Annotated in this window: 15 protein-coding genes; 10 read left to right on the top strand and 5 right to left on the bottom strand. The window is 48.8% G+C overall.

Annotated elements, in window-relative coordinates:
- Positions 1-22: 22 nt before the first annotated feature.
- Genes fmt through ACN0TT_RS16185 form a run of 4 tightly spaced genes read left to right on the top strand, consistent with a single transcriptional unit; the run spans position 23 to position 5,140 of the window.
- A complete protein-coding gene (gene fmt, locus ACN0TT_RS16200; protein ID WP_417763181.1) occupies positions 23-976 on the top strand; it encodes a methionyl-tRNA formyltransferase in 954 nt (317 codons plus the stop codon).
- Positions 973-2,262 (top strand): 16S rRNA (cytosine(967)-C(5))-methyltransferase RsmB, encoded by a 1,290-nt coding sequence (rsmB, locus tag ACN0TT_RS16195; protein WP_417763180.1) that lies wholly within the window; start codon positions 973-975, stop codon positions 2,260-2,262. Before fmt ends, rsmB begins: the two co-directional genes overlap by 4 nt.
- 14 nt (positions 2,263-2,276) lie before the next feature.
- Positions 2,277-3,686 (top strand): Trk system potassium transporter TrkA, encoded by a 1,410-nt coding sequence (gene trkA, locus ACN0TT_RS16190; RefSeq protein ID WP_417763179.1) that lies wholly within the window; start codon positions 2,277-2,279, stop codon positions 3,684-3,686.
- Positions 3,687-3,697: 11 nt separating this feature from the next.
- Positions 3,698-5,140: a TrkH family potassium uptake protein gene (locus tag ACN0TT_RS16185; protein ID WP_417763178.1), complete on the top strand. Its 1,443-nt coding sequence runs from the start codon at positions 3,698-3,700 to the stop codon at positions 5,138-5,140.
- Here the strand turns inward: ACN0TT_RS16185 and hemG (ACN0TT_RS16180) are convergent, their stop codons facing one another.
- Positions 5,141-5,686: a menaquinone-dependent protoporphyrinogen IX dehydrogenase gene (hemG, locus tag ACN0TT_RS16180; protein ID WP_417763177.1), complete on the bottom strand. Its 546-nt coding sequence runs from the start codon at positions 5,684-5,686 to the stop codon at positions 5,141-5,143.
- A gap of 197 nt (positions 5,687-5,883) precedes the next feature.
- On the opposite strand from hemG (ACN0TT_RS16180), the gene ACN0TT_RS16175 reads away from it, so the two are divergent.
- Positions 5,884-6,192 carry an ArsR/SmtB family transcription factor gene (locus ACN0TT_RS16175; RefSeq protein WP_417763176.1) on the top strand — a complete coding sequence of 103 codons (309 nt, stop codon included), beginning with the start codon at positions 5,884-5,886 and terminating at the stop codon, positions 6,190-6,192.
- On the opposite strand, the gene hemG (ACN0TT_RS16170) is transcribed toward ACN0TT_RS16175, so the two are convergent.
- Genes hemG (ACN0TT_RS16170) through ACN0TT_RS16160 form a run of 3 tightly spaced genes read right to left on the bottom strand, consistent with a single transcriptional unit; the run spans position 6,193 to position 8,823 of the window.
- The gene (gene hemG / locus ACN0TT_RS16170; RefSeq protein WP_417763175.1) at positions 6,193-6,717 is read right to left on the bottom strand and encodes a menaquinone-dependent protoporphyrinogen IX dehydrogenase; all 525 of its coding nucleotides are present in this window, start codon (positions 6,715-6,717) and stop codon (positions 6,193-6,195) included.
- A complete protein-coding gene (locus ACN0TT_RS16165; protein ID WP_417763174.1) occupies positions 6,717-8,174 on the bottom strand; it encodes a TrkH family potassium uptake protein in 1,458 nt (485 codons plus the stop codon). The genes hemG (ACN0TT_RS16170) and ACN0TT_RS16165 overlap by 1 nt, the downstream gene beginning before the upstream one ends.
- Before the next feature lie 19 nt (positions 8,175-8,193).
- Positions 8,194-8,823, bottom strand: coding sequence for a YigZ family protein (locus tag ACN0TT_RS16160; RefSeq protein ID WP_417763173.1), 630 nt, complete (start codon positions 8,821-8,823; stop codon positions 8,194-8,196).
- 304 nt (positions 8,824-9,127) lie between these two features.
- Between ACN0TT_RS16160 and fadB the strand changes: the two genes are divergently transcribed.
- From fadB to tusA, 3 genes are all read left to right on the top strand, one after another.
- On the top strand, positions 9,128-11,272 hold the full coding sequence (fadB, locus tag ACN0TT_RS16155; RefSeq protein WP_417763172.1) for a fatty acid oxidation complex subunit alpha FadB: 2,145 nt from the start codon (positions 9,128-9,130) through the stop codon (positions 11,270-11,272).
- A 12-nt stretch (positions 11,273-11,284) separates the two neighbouring features.
- A complete protein-coding gene (gene fadA, locus ACN0TT_RS16150; RefSeq protein WP_417763171.1) occupies positions 11,285-12,451 on the top strand; it encodes an acetyl-CoA C-acyltransferase FadA in 1,167 nt (388 codons plus the stop codon).
- A gap of 914 nt (positions 12,452-13,365) precedes the next feature.
- The gene (tusA, locus tag ACN0TT_RS16145) at positions 13,366-13,614 is read left to right on the top strand and encodes a sulfurtransferase TusA (protein WP_417763170.1); all 249 of its coding nucleotides are present in this window, start codon (positions 13,366-13,368) and stop codon (positions 13,612-13,614) included.
- Between the two features lie 433 nt (positions 13,615-14,047).
- Here the strand turns inward: tusA and ACN0TT_RS16140 are convergent, their stop codons facing one another.
- On the bottom strand, positions 14,048-14,644 hold the full coding sequence (locus ACN0TT_RS16140) for a DNA-3-methyladenine glycosylase I (RefSeq protein ID WP_417763169.1): 597 nt from the start codon (positions 14,642-14,644) through the stop codon (positions 14,048-14,050).
- Positions 14,645-14,750: 106 nt separating this feature from the next.
- On the opposite strand from ACN0TT_RS16140, the gene glyQ reads away from it, so the two are divergent.
- Both glyQ and glyS read left to right on the top strand, forming a co-directional pair.
- Entirely contained in the window at positions 14,751-15,656 is a 906-nt protein-coding gene (gene glyQ, locus ACN0TT_RS16135; protein ID WP_417763195.1) for a glycine--tRNA ligase subunit alpha, read from the top strand.
- Positions 15,657-15,667: 11 nt separating this feature from the next.
- On the top strand, positions 15,668-17,737 hold the full coding sequence (gene glyS, locus ACN0TT_RS16130) for a glycine--tRNA ligase subunit beta (protein ID WP_417763168.1): 2,070 nt from the start codon (positions 15,668-15,670) through the stop codon (positions 17,735-17,737).
- The last annotated feature ends 124 nt before the right edge of the window (positions 17,738-17,861 follow it).

The raw sequence follows: 17,861 nt of genomic DNA, 5'->3' as shown, positions 1-17,861 counted from the left end.
TGCACTTATTCAGGACATCATTTTGAACTCGCTGAAAATCATCTTTGCCGGTACGCCCGACTTTGCCGCTAAGCATCTGCAAGCGCTTATCGATAGCCATCACCAAGTGGTGGCTGTCTACACCCAACCAGACCGACCTGCTGGCCGCGGCCAAAAACTGACACCGAGCCCAGTAAAGGTATTGGCGGAACAGCACCAGTTGCCAGTTTACCAGCCGAAAACCTTACGTGATGAAACTGCCCAGCAAGCATTAGCTGCCTTGGATGCCGATATCATGGTGGTAGTGGCTTACGGCCTAATACTGCCGCAAGTCGTATTGGATACGCCCAAGTTAGGGTGTATCAATGTACATGGCTCCATTCTGCCTAAATGGCGTGGCGCAGCCCCAATTCAGCGCGCGTTATGGGCGGGGGATGTGGAAACTGGTGTCACCATCATGCAGATGAATGCTGGGCTAGACACAGGTGATATGTTGTTAATCAGCAAGTTGCCTATTAGTGACAGCGATACCTCTGCCACCTTATATAACAAGTTGGCGGCGTTGGGGCCACTGTCATTAGTAGACGCTCTCGCAGGCATTGCGGCTGGCACACTCGCAGCCGAACCACAAGATGATAGCTTAGCGACCTATGCCGAAAAGCTCTCCAAAGAGGAAGCGCAACTCGACTGGCATAAATCGGCATTAGCACTGTCTCGCGAAGTGCGCGCCTTTAATCCTTGGCCAGTAAGTTACTTCACCCTTAACGAGCAAAACGTCAAAGTATGGCAGGCACAACCGATTGCCACCAACGTAAACCTGCCAGCAGGCACTATTGTCAGCGCCAACAAACAAGGTTTGACGATCGCCACCGGTGATGGCCAACTGGTTATTACCGAGATGCAACTACCCGGCAAAAAGGCGATGCCAGTGGCAGATATTCTCAACGCTCGCGGCGACTGGTTTGCCGAGGGAACAGTGCTGGATGGTGCGCAATGAGGCTAAATGTTCGCGCCTTAGCGGCACAGGTTATCTTCCAGGTTCTCGAAAATGGTGCCTCGTTATCTAACGTATTGCCACATCACCAAGCACAGCTCGGCAACGGCAAAGACCGGGCGCTGCTGGCAGAACTCTGCTACGGTGTAATGCGCGTCTTACCGCAGTTAGATAACTGCATAAGCCAACGGTTGCAAAAACCGTTTAAGGGCAAGCAACGCCAAATTCATCATCTGTTATTGGTTGGCTGTTATCAGCTGTATTTCACGCGAATTCCTGCGCATGCGGCTATTTCAGAAACCGCTGAAGCCAGCCGCCAATTTGGCCAAGAGGGCTTAGTTAAAGTCGTCAACGGTGTGCTACGCAATATTCAGCGTGATGACGCACCATTAGCCACCAACAATGACACCCTGAAATACTGCTTCCCTGGTTGGATAGTGAAAAAGCTCAAAGCAGCTTATCCCAACAAGTGGGCAGACATTATCGAACAGAGCCAGCAACGTCCGCCAATGTGGCTACGTAACAACCAACGGCAACAATCCCAAGCTCAATACATTGAGCAATTGGCAACGCTGGAGATTGGCGCGAGCGCAGGTTTAACTGCTGATGCCATTTTGTTGGAAGCTCCCACAGATGTTACCGCCCTACCACGCTTTGCCGAAGGCAGTGTGTCGGTGCAAGATCAAGCCGCACAATGGGCCGCGACCCTGTTAGATGCCCAAGACGGCGACTTGATTCTGGACGCCTGCGCGGCACCCGGAGGTAAAAGCTGCCATATTATGGAATCTGCCGATGTTCGTTTAGTCGCACTGGACAATGATGCTAAAAGACTCGAACGCGTAACTGAAAACTGCCAACGCCTCGGTCTTGAAGCCACAATTCTCTGTGCTGACGCCGCCAATATTGATGCCAGTTGGCATGGCGACAAGTTCGACCGAATTTTGTTAGATGCGCCCTGCTCTGCAACTGGCGTGATTCGTCGCCATCCCGATATCAAGTGGCTACGTAAAGCCGCTGATATTGACACGCTGCAGCAGCTACAGGCGCAAATTCTCGATCACTGCTGGCAGTGGCTCAAACCCGGCGGCACGCTGCTATACGCCACCTGCTCGATCTTGCCCGATGAAAACAGCCAACAGATTGAGGCTTTCCTCGCACGTACATCCGATGCCACTTTAGAGACCATCACAGCTTCTAAAGAAAACGACGCAACGGGGTGGCAAATCCTGCCCGGACAAGACAATATGGACGGGTTTTACTACGCCAAATTGGTCAAAGCTATCGCTTAGGAGCTATTCAAGGCATGAAAATCATCATCCTTGGTGCCGGTCAGGTTGGAGGCACCCTTGCTGAAAACTTAGTAGGGGAAAACAACGACATCACTGTTGTTGACCATAACCGCAACCGATTGCGCACGCTGCAAGATAAGTTTGATTTACGGGTTGTGGTTGGCCATGGAGCCCACCCTGGGGTGCTACGAGACGCCGGCGCGGAAGATGCCGACATGTTGGTGGCGGTGACCAATAGCGACGAATGTAATATGTCGGCGTGTCAGATTGCTTATACCCTGTTTGGCACCCCAACCAAGATTGCCCGTATCCGTTCTGAGCAATATTTGGCGATTCAAGACAAGCTATTTATCGACAGCGAGACCAAAAATGCCGAGGCGAAACTACGCGGTGGTTTCGTGATAGATGAGCTGATCGCACCAGAACAGTTAGTGATTACTTACATACAGCGTCTCATTGAATATCCAGGCGCTTTACAGGTACTCGACTTCGCTAATGGCAAGGTCAGTTTAGTGGCGGTTAGGGCTTACTACGGTGGCCCATTAGTGGGTAACGCGCTGGCAGCACTACGTGAACACATGCCAAATATTGATACCCGGGTGGCGGCAATCTTTCGTCAAGGTCGCGCCATCATGCCCCGGGGTACCACCATCATTGAAGCCGATGATGAAGTGTTCTTTGTTGCCGATAGCCGCCACATTCGTGCGGTGATGAGTGAGATGCAGAAGCTGGATAACTCCTATCGCAACGTTATGATTGCTGGTGGAGGTAATATTGGTCAAGGGCTAGCCAAAAAGCTGGAACGCAACCACTCCGTAAAACTGATTGAACATCGCGCTGAACGCGCCGAGGCATTATCAGAAGCGTTAGAAAACACCACCGTATTCTGCGGTGATGCTTCTGACCAAGAGTTACTGCAAGAGGAACACATTGACCAAACTGATGTGTTTATTGCGGTAACCAACGACGACGAAGCCAACATCATGTCAGCGTTACTGGCGAAACGCCTTGGTGCCAAGAAAGTCATGGTGTTGATCCAGCGCGAAGCCTATGTCGATATCGTGCAAGAGGCCAATATCGATATTGCCATTTCGCCGCAACAAGCCACTATCTCCGCGTTGCTGACCCATATTCGTCAAGGTGATATCTGTAACGTGTATTCTCTGCGCCGCGGTGCCGCCGAAGCGATTGAGGCGATTGCCCATGGCGATGCAGGCACCAGTAAAGTGGTGGGGCGTCAGGTAGGCGATATCAAGCTGCCGCCGGGCACCACCATTGGCGCAATTGTTCGCAATGAAGAAGTATTAATGGCCCACGACCGCACAGTAATCGAACAAGGCGACCACGTGATTCTATTCTTGGTAAACAAGAAGTTCATCGGCGAAGTTGAGAAGTTATTCCAACCGAGCGCGTTCTTCTTCTAGGTTGTCTTACCATGCTGAACTATAAGCCGCTGCTATTTATTTTGGGTCTATTTTTATCGATGTTAACGGGATTTATGTTTATCCCGTTGATATTAGCGCTGGTTTATGGCGAAGAAACGGTCATGGCCTTTATGGTTTCGGCCATGCTAACCGGCGTCTTTGCCAGTATCTGTTTGCATAACGGCCAAAGCAAAAAGATCCACCTCAATATCCGCGATATGTTCCTGCTGACCAGTTTGACCTGGTTTATTGTGAGCCTGTTTGCGGCAATGCCATTTACCCTGTATCACGGCATCGGCTATACCGATGCCTTTTTTGAAACCATGTCAGGGGTGACCACCACCGGCTCCACCGTACTCTCGGGCCTAGATAAAATGGATCACTCCATCTTGGTATGGCGCTCGTTGCTGCAGTGGCTCGGTGGTATCGGCTTTATCGTGATGGCGGTAGCTATTCTGCCGTTCCTTAACGTGGGGGGGATGCGGCTGTTCCGTACGGAGTCGTCAGATTGGTCAGACAAAACCATCCCACGTACGCAAAGCTTAGCCAAGCATCTGTTTTTGGTTTATATCGGTCTGACTATCGCTTGCGCCATTGCCTATCATTTAGCGGGAATGGACTGGTTTGCCGCCATTAACCATTCAATGACGACATTGTCGACAGGCGGCTACTCCACCTCTGATAGCTCTATGGCAGCTTTTCCCGCCAGCTGCCATTGGGTTGGAGTGGTATTTATGGCCGCCGGTGGTTTGCCCTTACTGGTGTTTGCCCAAACAATCCAAGTCCGCAGCTTGAAGGTATGGAATGACGCGCAGATCCGCGGTTATGTCACCTTCCTCATGCTGGTATCGTTTTGCTTAGCCTATTGGCTGTACGCCAGCCGAGATATTCAGTTCATCGATGCGCTGCGGTTATCCAGCTTTAACGTGATATCGGTAGTCACTACCACCGGCTATGGCCTGACCGACTATGGCAGTTGGGGCGCACTAGCTAATATCGCCTTTCTGTTTTTAATGTTTGTCGGCGGTTGCTCTGGCTCCACCTCTGGCGGGATCAAAATTTTCCGCTTCCAAATTGCCATCGCGATTATGCGTGAGCAGCTGAAACAGCAGTTTCACCCCAACGGCATCTTTAGAGAACGCTACAACAACCGTCCAATCAATGAAGAGATTGTGCGTTCGCTGGTCACCTTTATGATGTTGTTCGCGATTGTCATTGTGCTATTAACTCTGATTTTGGTGCTGTGCGGACTAGACCCGCTCACCAGCTTATCGGGCGCCGTTACGGCGGTAACCAACGTGGGGCCTGGGTTAGGTAGTGTCATCGGTCCTGCGGGGAATTTCGCTAGTCTGCCAGATGTGGCTAAATGGGCATTATCGATAGGTATGTTACTGGGGCGGCTAGAAATTTTAACGGTTGCCGTACTCATGCACCCCAGCTTCTGGCGTTATTGATCAGCCTTGATTAGTTAAACTGATGATGTGCTCGCCATAGGCGGCCACATCATCCCAATCGGTGTAATCAATCACCGAGGTTGGATCGGTTGGGCCATCGGTGATTTTCATAATAAAGCGGATCATCAGTGAATCTAACCAACCCCATGATGGGTAATCCACCTTGCCAGCGATAATCTTAATATCCTGCGGTTTCCAAGCCGAAAGCTTGATAAATTTCTGCATGTATTTGTTGTTTTCTAGCAGGCGTTTTTCTGGCTTTCTGGCCACCACGTTTACCGAGAAGAAGCTCACCGCTTTTTCTGTTAGCACTTGTTGGTGCTGCTCACAAAAGGCAAATACGCTTTTATCGTAGGTGCCATAGAGCACACAAGCGCCAACGACGATCGCATCCCACTTATCCCAATCGATCCCCTCTTTGCTCGCTTCAGTGATATCCATCATTTCGCAATGATATTGCTGGGCATTAATCGTTTGCATGATATGACGGCTAATACGGGCTGTATGACCACCACGGGAATAGTACAAAATTAGAATTGATTTCATGTTGTTGGGGGCTCTCACACTAACGTAAGTAAAAATAGTGCCGTAATCCAGCCACGGAATCTACGACCGTGGACGAAGAAGCACGGCTAGGCCAAGGCAAATTGGCAAAAATGAGATCTAGGTTCAAGCGCTACGGATTGCTGACGGATGATTATCGAATTAGAATTATCTAATCAAATTGACGATGAGAGCTGCAAATGAATCAAGATATTAATGTCGACGCCATGCTGACCAACGCAGGTGTGGCCGCTAAGTGGCTTAAAGCGGTGGCCAATCCTTATCGGCTGATGATCTTGTGTTTGCTGCTCGACAAAGAGTTGAGCGTGACTGAACTCAACGAAACGGTACCGTTAAGCCAATCAGCGCTATCACAGCATTTAGCCGTGTTACGCGCTGAGGATTTAGTCGCAACGCGCAAAAGCTCGCAGATTGTTTACTACTCACTGAAAAACCAGCAAGTGACTGAAATCATTTCAATACTGCACGGTAAATTTTGTAGTGTTTAATTATCCCTCTTGGGCAAAAGCTTCCGCAAATTCACGCACCTTTTGCCAATCGGTAAATTCATGCACCTGCGTCATGTCGGTTGGCCCTTTGGTCATCCACATGATAAAGCGGATCATCGTTCTATCAACCAAGCCGATCTGTTGGTAATCAATACGACCACCAAATACCGCTAATTGTTTGGGTTGCCACAGTGATTGCTGCAAAAACTTCCGCATATATCCGTTGGTCTCTGGGGTATTTTTGTTTGGCTTTCTCGCTACCGCATTGACACAAAAAAAGCCGTTGGGTTTTGCGTCTAACAACACATTAAACCGCTGAATAAATTGAAATAAGGCGGGTCTAAATTTACCGTAACGAATACTGGCACCCAGCAATACTTTATCGGCCCAATGCAGCTGTTGTTCAGTGGCTTGCTCAATGGCAACCAACTGCACCTCAGCCGTGGTGAATGTCTTGATCATCACTTCACAAATACGACGCGTTTGACCATCTACTGTCGAATACAATACCAATATTTTTGTCATTAACTTTTCCAAAAGCTGGGAATAAACAACACCAACAACGTGAAAACTTCCAAGCGCCCAAACAGCATGGCGATCACTAACACATACTTTTCTGCATCGGAAATGGACGCATAGTTTGCCGCCACATCACCGAGCCCAGGCCCTAAGTTATTTAAACACGCAGCTGTCGCACTAAACGAGGTAATGGCGTCCATACCGGTCGCCATTAAGATCAACATACACACCACAAACACTAACGCGTACGCGGAGAAAAAGCCCCACACCGCATCAATCACGCGGTCGGGCAAGGCTTTAGTACCAATGCGAATTGAGAACATCGCCCGCGGATGGATTAACCGCTTTAACTCGCGAAAGCCCTGCAACATCAATAGCACCATGCGGATCACCTTGATACCGCCTGCCGTAGAGCCGCCGCTGCCACCAATGAAGCTAGAGAAAATCAGCAAAATAGGGAGAAATAGCGGCCATTCGTGGAAGCTCTCGGTGCCAAACCCCGCCGTGGTTGAAACAGATACCGCCTGAAACAGCGCGTAATCGAAAGTTTCTTCGGCGGAATCATAAATACCTGCGTGCAGCAGCGTTGCAAAGCACACTAGCGTCAGCGCGAGTTGAATGAAGATCAGCGCCCTAAATTCTGCATCGCGAAAATAGGTTTTAACGTTGATACCGCGTCGCGAGAAGGCGGCAAAGTGTAGACTGAAATTAACCGCCGCCACCAACAAGAAAAACACACAGATGAGATTAATCGCTGGGCTTTGGTAATAACCGATACTGGCATCGTGCGTTGAGAAGCCACCGATAGCGATAGTAGAAAACGCGTGGCAGATGGCATCAAAACTCGTCATGCCAGCAAGGTAATAGGCGCCCGCACAAGCAATGGTTAACAGCAGGTAGATATACCACAGCGTTTTAGCCGTCTCGGCAATACGCGGCGTCATCTTACTGTCTTTAACTGGGCCAGGTATCTCAGCACGATACAACTGCATACCACCGATGCCTAGTACGGGCAAAATCGCCACAGCAAGCACGATGATCCCCATGCCCCCTAGCCACTGCAATTGGTGTCGATAGAACAGAATCGCCTTGGGGAGTTCATCTAGGCCAACAATAACTGTCGCCCCAGTGGTAGTTAGTGCCGAAAATGACTCAAAAACGCTGTCTGCCAGCCCCAGTGACGGTTTATCTACCAACAGGAATGGCAAGGTACCAATCGCTCCCAGCACGGTCCAAAACAGCACCACAATGAGAAAACCTTCTCGCGTACGCAGCTCCTGCTTATGTTGTCGATTGGGGTACCAAAGCATGCCCCCCATTACCAAACTGAGCAGGAACGCTTCCACAAATGCGGTGCCGCCGCCATCTTCATACCACATGGACACTACCACTGGTGGCAACATGGTGATCGAAAATAGCCCAACCAGCAGGCCCGTAATACGTGTAATAGTTCGATAGTGCATTTCGCTCCTAAACGCCTAACTACCGACGAATATTGGCTGAATTTCTAATAATGGTGATCGCCACCGGATGAATGGCGTTCAACTGCTCACATAACTGATCAATACAGGATAACGGCAGTTGAATCTTCACCGCGACCTGTTCGGCAAACTGCTTGTCTTCAATCAGCAATTGCTGCTTTTGACAAAAATGCTCCACCGAGCCCAACTCACTATATTGGCAATGCAATGTCACCGTTTCTGTCGGCTCTCGAGTTAGTAAACTGGCTTGGCTAAGCGCAAATTTAACGCCGCCAGCGTACGCCCGCACCAAACCGCCTACACCGAGTTTAGTGCCACCAAAATAACGCACCACCACTACGCCACAGTAGCCTAGTTGCGCCCCAACAAGCACGTTCAACATCGGCCGCCCCGCACTCCCAGCTGGCTCACCGTCATCACTAAAACCAACAACGGCGTTATCACCGGGAGCGGAAATCACAAACGCTTGGCAATAATGATTCGCGCTGGGATACTGCTCCTTAACCAATTGTAATTGATTACGAAACGCTTGCTGATCGGCGGCATGAAACAGCACAGTAATAAACTTGCTGCCCTTAACTTCCTCTGCCACTTCTACCGGTGCTGCCAGCACAAAATACTGATGACTCAATGCGCCTTCCTAACCACATTTTCGTGTGGGCTATTATGCCTTGCTCACCCCCAAAGCGGCTACTTTAGCATTTCATAAGTCTGCATTAGACCAAGGTATAGCTAGCGCGCTCGCTTAGATTATAAGCAACTTTACCTTTTAGATTCATAATGTTGAATCAAATCTAATTAACCCACCCATAAAAATTAAAACAACCGTTTAAATTGGTTGTTGTAATTTGCTCAATTAGCTTTCACACTGAAACATCATCATCGTCCCAGCTGTCACTGTGGTCATTGCGCCACACTCATATGGAAGGTTGACCATGCTCTATCACAGTTCAACGCTAAAAGTGTCGCTTCAAGATAACATCGCCCATTTGCAGTTCGATCGCCAGCAAAGCGCCATAAATAAGTTTGACCGGCAAACGCTGAATGAATTTGAGCAAGCACTCGATATCATCAGTGCCACCAAAAATATCCAAGGTTTACTGCTGAGTTCAGCCAAGGATAGCTTTATTGTTGGCGCTGACATTACGGAATTTCTCGCATTATTTGCCGAAGAAGACGCGCAACTCTACCAATGGCTTGAAGGCGCTAATGTCATCTTTAATAAGCTTGAAGACTTACCTTTTCCCACGGTAGCCGCCATTCACGGCTATGCCCTTGGCGGCGGCTGTGAAGCCGTGCTGGCCACTGACTTTCGTGTCGCCAGCAATAGCGCCCGTATCGGGTTGCCAGAAACTAAGCTCGGGATTATTCCCGGCTTTGGTGGCACAGTGCGCATGCCACGTCTGATTGGTCTAGATAATGCGCTAGAGCTGATCACTACTGCCAAGGAGTGTCGCGCCGAGGAAGCATTGTCATTGGGCTTAGTTGATGCGGTTGTTAGTGCCGAGCAACTCGTCGAGAGTGCCCACTCCTTACTGCAATTGGCTATTAAGCAAGATATCGATTGGCAGCAACGGCGCCAACAAAAACAGACTAAGTTGCCATTAAGTTCACTCGAGCAAACCATGGCCTTTAATGTGGCGAAAGGTTTGGTATATGCCAAAGCCGGTAAACATTATCCAGCCCCAATGGCAGCGCTGAGTGCGATAGAGAAAAGCGCGGCAGCTGCACGAGAGCAAGCGTTAGTGAACGAGCACCAAGCCTTTATAAGCGTAGCAAAAACGCCTGCGGCACAGTCATTGATTCGATTATTCCTCAATGACCAGTACGTGAAATCCGTTGCCAAAAAGTACGCAGCTAAAGGCCAAGCAACCCACCATGCTGCGGTGATAGGTGCTGGTATTATGGGGGGCGGTATCGCTTATCAAAGCGCCTCTAAAAAAGTGCCGGTGGTGATGAAAGATATCGCTGACAGCGCTATCGAACTCGGATTATCCGAAGCCAGTAAATTGCTCGGCAAGCAGCTAGAACGCGGCAAGATCACCCCTGATAAAATGGCAACGGTGCTTAATGCGATTCATCCCTCCTTAACTTACGATGCGATTGGCAACAGTGATGTCATCGTTGAGGCAGTGGTTGAGAATCCCAACGTCAAAACCAAGGTGCTCGCTGAAGTCGAACAGCATGTAGCGGAAACCGCAGTCATCACCTCTAACACGTCCACCATATCTATCAACCAATTGGCACAAGCGCTACAAAAACCAGAACGCTTTTGCGGTATGCACTTCTTCAACCCGGTACATCGCATGCCATTAGTTGAAGTGATTAAGTCATCAAAGACATCTGACGAAACTGTCGCGACCGTGGTTGGCTATGCCACCCAGATGGGAAAAACCGCTATCGTGGTAAATGACTGCCCAGGCTTCTTTGTTAACCGAGTGCTGTTTCCCTATTTTGCCGGCTTTTGCCAGTTACTGGCTGACGGTGCCGATTTCATCCAAATTGATAAGGTGATGGAAAAGACCTTTGGCTGGCCGATGGGTCCCGCATATTTGTTGGATGTGGTCGGGATTGATACTGCTCACCACGCACAACAAGTCATGGCTGAAGGCTTCCCAGAACGGATGGCGGTGACTTACGAAGACGCGATTCATAAGCTGTTTAGCGCTGGACATTACGGCCAGAAAACCAAACAAGGCTTCTATCAATACAGCCTTGATAAACGTGGCAAACTCGCCAAAGTTCCAGCAGTAAATGCGCTGGAGCTGTTTAAGCCGAACGATACACCGTTTACTGACGATGAAATTATTGCCCGCATGATGATTCCGATGATTAATGAAACTCTGCTGTGTTTGGATGAAGGCATCGTTCAATCACCTGCCGAGGCAGACTTGGCGTTGATTTATGGTTTAGGTTTTCCACCGTTTCGTGGTGGAGTCTTTAGCTATTTAGAACAGATGGGACTCAGTAACTATCTTGATTGGGCCGCTGCCTTTGCTCACCTCGGTCCGCTTTATCAAGTGCCCTCATCAGTTCATGCTCGTATTGAGCAGCAACAATCTTTTTATCACAACGCCTAAGGAGGAGTGAAAATGGAACACGCAGTTATTGTTGATTGTTTACGTACTCCGATGGGGCGTTCAAAAGCAGGCATTTTCCGCCACACGCGGGCGGAAGATTTGTCAGCCCATCTAATGCAAGCTTTGCTAGCACGCAACCCACAGGTTGATCCCAACCAAGTTGAGGATGTCATTTGGGGCTGTGTGCAGCAAACGTTAGAGCAAGGTTTCAATATCGGACGTAATGCCGCCCTACTTGCAGGCTTACCAAGAACCGTCGCAGCCGTTACCGTCAACCGCCTTTGTGGTTCATCAATGGAAGCATTACATCAAGCGACTAAGTCCATTATGTGTGGCATGGGTGATGTCTTTATTGTCGGTGGTGTTGAACATATGGGCCATGTTCCTATGTCCCATGGCGTAGATATTCATCCTGGCTTGAGTAAGCAGATGGCTAAAGCCTCGGCTATGATGGGACTAACAGCGGAGCTCTTGGGTAAGTTGCACGGTATCAGCCGCGAGATGCAAGACCAGTTTGCGCTGCGTTCACACCAACGGGCGTATGCCGCTATGACCTCAGGTGAATTTATCAATGAAATTTTACCGACACTCGGACACGACGATAGCGGTAATGTTTGTTTGGCAAAAGATGATCAAGTGATTCGTGCCGATGCGAGTCTGGAAGCATTAAGTCAACTAAAGCCAGTGTTCGATCCAGCCAATGGTACAGTCACTGCGGGGACATCTTCGGCGCTTTCAGATGGCGCTTCGGCGATGTTAGTCATGGCGGAAAGCAAAGCGAAGCAACTAGGACTGCCGATCAAAGCGCGGGTTAAATCAATTGCTGTTGCCGGCTGTGATCCTGCGATTATGGGTTATGGTCCAGTGCCTGCTACCAAGAAAGCATTGCAGCGAGCCAACATCAGCATCGCCGATATTGATGTCGTAGAGTTAAACGAGGCCTTTGCGGCGCAGTCTTTGCCTTGCGTGAAAGACTTAGGTTTGATGGAGCAGATTGACGACAAAGTAAATTTGCATGGTGGTGCCATTGCATTAGGCCATCCATTGGGATGTTCCGGTACTCGTATCTCAACCACCCTGCTCAATTTGATGCAGCAACGTGATGCCACCTTTGGCTTAGCGACTATGTGTATCGGCTTTGGCCAAGGCATTAGTACCATCTTTGAACGCGTCGACTAATCGCTATGAGTTGCCACCAACAAAGGGACTTCATTGAAGTCCCTTTTTGTTTCACGTGAAACATTCAACTGCGCTGATTATTTAATTGAGATGATTATCGCTCGCTATCATCTATCACATGTCTGGTGTTCAATGCAGCCTTGCTAGTCGAATGACACCTTTGAAAAAGTGCGCGCCTGTCACCGTATGTTGAACGGCGTAGACTCTTTGGTTCCAGCTGGAACACAGTAAACTTCAGCCATAACTTTGAACTCGCTTTTGTTTCACGTGAAACATCCACAGCGATGCTTGTCGCTCAGAATCATACTTTCAGCCTGCTCCAATTTCTGATGAAACAGTCCGTGCCTTTGAAAAGTACACCGCGGTATTGTATGTGGATCTAACCAAAGACTTTTACCCTACAGATGAAGCTTCATTTGGCCGCCATAAACTCTAAGCTCGCTTCGGTTCCACGTGAAACATTAACAGCGATGCTGTCGCTCAGAGTCATATATTCTGCCTGCACCTTCTGATGAAACAGTCCGTGCCTTTGATTTGAAAAGTACGCTGCAGTAATTATGCGGATCTAGCCAAAGACTTTTCCAAACAGATTAAGTTTTTTGGCCGCCATTCTTGAAGTTATTTTTGTTTCACGTGAAACATTAAGCAAATGGCAGTGAATTAGTATTACTCAGCAACCTTCTTTTTTAATGCGTCATTGCAACAAGGTAACGATTCTAGCCGGCAATGTTGAGGCAAAATTGAGCCGTTATGTCGATGCCGCGGCCTTTCATTAAAGACGTGCTTAACTTTAATTGAGCCATCATCGTCCCCCATTTGTTTCACGTGAAACAATCAAAAATTCCCTGCTGCAATCTGTCAACGGGCAGGATAAAATAGCCAAACGATTTTTGTCTTTAGAGAAGAAGTAGCTAATGTCTGCAACCGAATTTGAAAATGCTAATGTCACTCTGGACGCTTTAGGACTACGTTGCCCAGAGCCAATTATGATGATTCGTAAGCAAGTTCGTCACATGCAGGATGGAGAGACTTTATTAGTCATCGCAGATGACCCAGCAACTACCCGCGACATTCCTGGCTTCTGCCAGTTTATGGACCACACGCTAGTGACCTCCCAAACTGAAACCATGCCGTTCCACTATTTGATCAAGAAAGGCCTTTAGTTCGAACTTGGCAAAACCGGTTCGGTCAGTTTATCGGCCAGCTTAATAAGATTAAACTGCGGCGCGTTTGGCAAATCAGTATTCGCTACCGGAAGTCGATTGCGGAGTTCTCAACGAGATCACCAACCCAAAAGTATTTGTGCGCTTAGCGCTGTTTGAATGACTTCGTTAGTTATGCTGGCAAAAGTCGGAGCAAGCGCTCCTATGCAAATGATCAACGAATCACTCGCCGCAAAAATCCGTTAAGCACGACAACCAACTTGTCATAAAAACGGGAACGGGATGATTCTGCTCTTTTTTATTCCCTTACATCATTCGGTCGCTTATGGAAGACTTACCCTTAAATGAGTCGAAAATTTCGTTAAAATCTGCGGGTAAAGTTACTCAAAATAGCCGCAGATTTTACGTAGCGCACGATTTCACAATGTTGTTGCTATTTTGCAGTTGTTCCACGTGAAACATCTCGGCAAGATTTATAACAAAAACAATCTGTTATATGATCATTTACCATACCAACGGCCTGCATAAAGGCATAGCAGATTGTGGGGCCACAGAAATTAAAGCCCTTTTTCTTGAGCGCCTTGGACATGGCAACCGATTCTGGCGTTTGGGTCGGCACTTCGCTCAAATCTGCAAAATGATTAATGCGTGGTTCAGCGCCGATAAAACTCCATAAGAAATTACTAAAATTCTCTCCTTGCTGCTCCATCAACAAATAGGCTTTAGCATTACCAATTATCGAGCGGATTTTGGCACGGTTACGAATAATGCCGCTATCCTGCATCAACAACTCCACCTGCACGTCATCAAACTTGGCAATCTGGGAGGGTTCAAAATTAGCGAACGCTTGATAATAATTCTGTTGGCGTTTGAGGATAGTAATCCAACTCAGTCCGGCTTGTTGACCATCCAAACACAACTTGGCAAACAGCTCCAGATTGTCATAAACCGGTCTCCCCCATACCTCATCATGGTACTGTTGATAAATAGCATCGTTGGACACCCAACCACAACGGGTAACATTATCCATAATAAACTCCAGCAAATTGGCCTTTTGCGGCAAAATTAACCTACATAACCAGTGACCTACAAGGTATAATCGAAAACATTTTCTATCAATGGCTGACACAGTAGACATGACGAGCAAGTATGACGTTAAAACCTTCCAAGGTTTTATCCTGACGTTACAGGATTACTGGGCACAGCAAGGCTGTGCAATTGTCCAACCGCTGGACATGGAAGTGGGTGCAGGTACATTCCATCCGCAAACTTTCTTACGTTCTCTCGGCCCCGAGCCAATGAGCAGTGCTTATGTCCAGCCTTGCCGCCGCCCAACCGACGGCCGCTACGGCGAAAACCCTAACCGCCTGCAACACTACTATCAATTCCAAGTAGTGCTGAAGCCTTCTCCAGATAACATCCAAGAGTTGTATCTGGGTTCGCTTAAAGCGCTGGGGGTTGATCCGACCGTACACGATATTCGCTTCGTTGAGGACAACTGGGAATCACCAACGCTCGGCGCTTGGGGTCTTGGCTGGGAAGTCTGGTTGAACGGCATGGAAGTGACTCAGTTCACTTACTTCCAGCAAGTGGGTGGCTTGGAATGTAGCCCAGTAACCGGTGAAATTACTTACGGCTTAGAACGTCTGGCGATGTATATTCAAGGCGTTGATAGCGTTTACGATCTGGTGTGGACTGACGGCCCTCTTGGCAAAATCACCTACGGTGATGTGTTCCACCAAAACGAAGTGGAACAGTCTACCTACAACTTTGAACACGCCGATGTGGACTTCCTATTTGGCTTGTTCGACCAATGTGAAAAAGCCTGCAACCAGCTGCTGACAATGGAACAACCATTACCACTGCCCGCTTATGAGCAAGTGATGAAAGCGTCTCACGCATTCAACTTGCTGGATGCTCGCCATGCGATTTCGGTGACTGAACGTCAACGCTATATCCTGCGCGTACGCACCATGGCTAAAGGTGTGGCAGAAGCCTACTATCAAGCTCGTGAAGCGCTCGGCTTCCCAATGTGTAAGTGAGGAATAGCAGTATGAAATTTGAAAACTTACTTGTTGAGATTGGCACTGAAGAGCTGCCACCGAAAGCTCTGCGTACACTGGCAGAGTCGTTTCTTGCGAGCTTCACTGAAGAGCTAAACAAAGCTGAACTGCCTTACACGTCAGCCAAATGGTTAGCGGCACCACGTCGTTTGGCGATTGTGGTTGAGCAACTGGCAACCGCACAACAAGACAAAGTGGTTGAGAAACGCGGTCCATCGGTACAAGCGGCATTTGATGCCGCAGGCACCCCAACCAAAGCTGCCCAAGGCTGGGCGCGTGGTAATGGTATTGATGTGGCTGAAGCCGAACGTCTGGTAACTGATAAAGGCGAATGGTTGGTCCATCACGCCAAAGTGACGGGCGTAGAAACCACCAACTTGATCCCTGCCATGGTACAAACCGCACTGGATAAACTGCCTATCCCTAAACGTATGCGTTGGGGCGCAAATACTGCACAATTTATCCGTCCGGTACACACTGTGACTATGGTGCTGGGTGACGCCGTAGTTGACGGCAGTATTCTGGGAATTGCTTCTGCTCGCACTATTCGTGGTCACCGCTTTATGGGTGAAGCAAGCTTTGAACTGGCACACGCGGATGACTACCAACAAAGCCTGCTAGAACGTGGCAAAGTGATGGTGGATTACCAGCAACGTAAAGCGATCATCAAAGCCGACGCCGAAGCCGCTGCCGCTAAATTGGGTGGCACTGCAGATATTAACGACGACCTGTTAGAAGAAGTCGCGTCACTGGTAGAGTGGCCAGTAGTACTGACAGCATCATTTGAAGATAAATTCTTGGAAGTACCGGCAGAAGCCTTGGTTTACACCATGAAAGGTGACCAAAAATACTTCCCAGTATTTGATGCCGCCGGCAAGCTGATGCCTAACTTCATCTTTGTTGCCAACATCGAATCAAAAGATCCACAGCAGATCATTTCGGGTAACGAGAAAGTGGTTCGCCCTCGCCTCGCCGACGCGGAGTTCTTCTTTAATACCGATAAGAAACAAACACTTGAATCACGTATTGCGAGTTTGGACTCGGTGGTATTCCAACAACAACTCGGTACATTAAAAGACCGTGTTGAGCGTATCGCCAACGTGGCTGGTTTCATTGCTGAAAGCCTAGGTGCAAGTGGCACAGATGCTAAACGTGCGGGTCTGCTGTCGAAAACTGACCTGATGACCAACATGGTGATGGAGTTTACCGACACCCAAGGCACCATGGGTATGCATTACGCCCGTCTTGATGGTGAAACCGAAGCGGTTGCCGTGGCATTAGAACAGCAATACAAACCACGTTTTTCTGGCGATAGCGTACCAACTAGCATTACGTCATGTGCGGTAGCGCTAGCGGAGAAACTCGATACGCTGACGGGCATTTTCGGCATAGGCCAAGCGCCAAAAGGTGCCGCAGATCCATTTGCGCTGCGTCGTGCAGCAATTGGTACTTTGCGTATCATCGTTGAGAACAAACTGAACTTAGATCTACGTGATATCGTGGCACAAGCAATTGCGGCACATGGTAGCAGCCTAAGCAACGTTAATGCTGCCGATGAGGTAGTAGAGTTCTTGATGGCACGCTTCCGTGCTTGGTACCAAGATAAAGGTATCGCCACCGACGTTATCTTATCCGTACTGGCGCGTTATCCAACCAGACCTGCTGACTTTGATGCGCGTATCAACGCCGTAAGTCACTTCCGCACGCTGGAACAAGCAGAGGCGTTGGCAGGGGCGAACAAACGTGTATCCAACATTCTGGCAAAAGTTGACGGCGAATTGCCAAGCGACATCAATCCAGCATTGTTGCAAGATGCTGCGGAAATCGCGCTGAATGACGCGCTGAACGCATTGGCACCGCAACTGGCTCCTATGTTTGAGCAAAGTGAATACCAAGCAGCCCTGACCTTATTAGCCGGCCTACGTGAGACGGTAGATAACTTCTTCGTACACGTCATGGTGATGGCAGACGACGCCGCGCTACGCAGTAACCGTTTGGCACTGCTGAACAAGCTGCAAGGCCTGTTCCTTAAAGTTGCAGATATCTCGTTACTGCAATAACCGCAATTAGCGGTCTGTGGCTACACACGTAAAGGCCTCAGCAATAATGACGCGCCAACCTCTGAGATAGAGTGGCGCATTTTTTTATGCCCTCGTTTATCGTAGATTGCCGCGAATTTGAGCA

Source organism: Shewanella sp., from assembly GCF_048265805.1.
Taxonomy (GTDB): Bacteria; Pseudomonadota; Gammaproteobacteria; order Enterobacterales; family Shewanellaceae; genus Shewanella.
This window is presented reverse-complemented; position numbering and strand designations above follow the sequence as displayed.

What these genes read in the sequence shown, in the direction of transcription:
- ACN0TT_RS16140 (WP_417763169.1), bottom strand. Translation starts at nt 14,644, where the DNA reads ATGGATAATGTTACCCGTTGTGGTTGGGTGTCCAACGATGCTATTTAT.
- fadB (WP_417763172.1), top strand. Translation starts at nt 9,128, where the DNA reads ATGCTCTATCACAGTTCAACGCTAAAAGTGTCGCTTCAAGATAACATC.
- glyQ (WP_417763195.1), top strand. Translation starts at nt 14,751, where the DNA reads ATGACGAGCAAGTATGACGTTAAAACCTTCCAAGGTTTTATCCTGACG.
- ACN0TT_RS16165 (WP_417763174.1), bottom strand. Translation starts at nt 8,174, where the DNA reads ATGCACTATCGAACTATTACACGTATTACGGGCCTGCTGGTTGGGCTA.
- glyS (WP_417763168.1), top strand. Translation starts at nt 15,668, where the DNA reads ATGAAATTTGAAAACTTACTTGTTGAGATTGGCACTGAAGAGCTGCCA.
- rsmB (WP_417763180.1), top strand. Translation starts at nt 973, where the DNA reads ATGAGGCTAAATGTTCGCGCCTTAGCGGCACAGGTTATCTTCCAGGTT.
- ACN0TT_RS16175 (WP_417763176.1), top strand. Translation starts at nt 5,884, where the DNA reads ATGAATCAAGATATTAATGTCGACGCCATGCTGACCAACGCAGGTGTG.
- fadA (WP_417763171.1), top strand. Translation starts at nt 11,285, where the DNA reads ATGGAACACGCAGTTATTGTTGATTGTTTACGTACTCCGATGGGGCGT.
- tusA (WP_417763170.1), top strand. Translation starts at nt 13,366, where the DNA reads ATGTCTGCAACCGAATTTGAAAATGCTAATGTCACTCTGGACGCTTTA.
- ACN0TT_RS16185 (WP_417763178.1), top strand. Translation starts at nt 3,698, where the DNA reads ATGCTGAACTATAAGCCGCTGCTATTTATTTTGGGTCTATTTTTATCG.
- hemG (WP_417763177.1), bottom strand. Translation starts at nt 5,686, where the DNA reads ATGAAATCAATTCTAATTTTGTACTATTCCCGTGGTGGTCATACAGCC.
- trkA (WP_417763179.1), top strand. Translation starts at nt 2,277, where the DNA reads ATGAAAATCATCATCCTTGGTGCCGGTCAGGTTGGAGGCACCCTTGCT.
- hemG (WP_417763175.1), bottom strand. Translation starts at nt 6,717, where the DNA reads ATGACAAAAATATTGGTATTGTATTCGACAGTAGATGGTCAAACGCGT.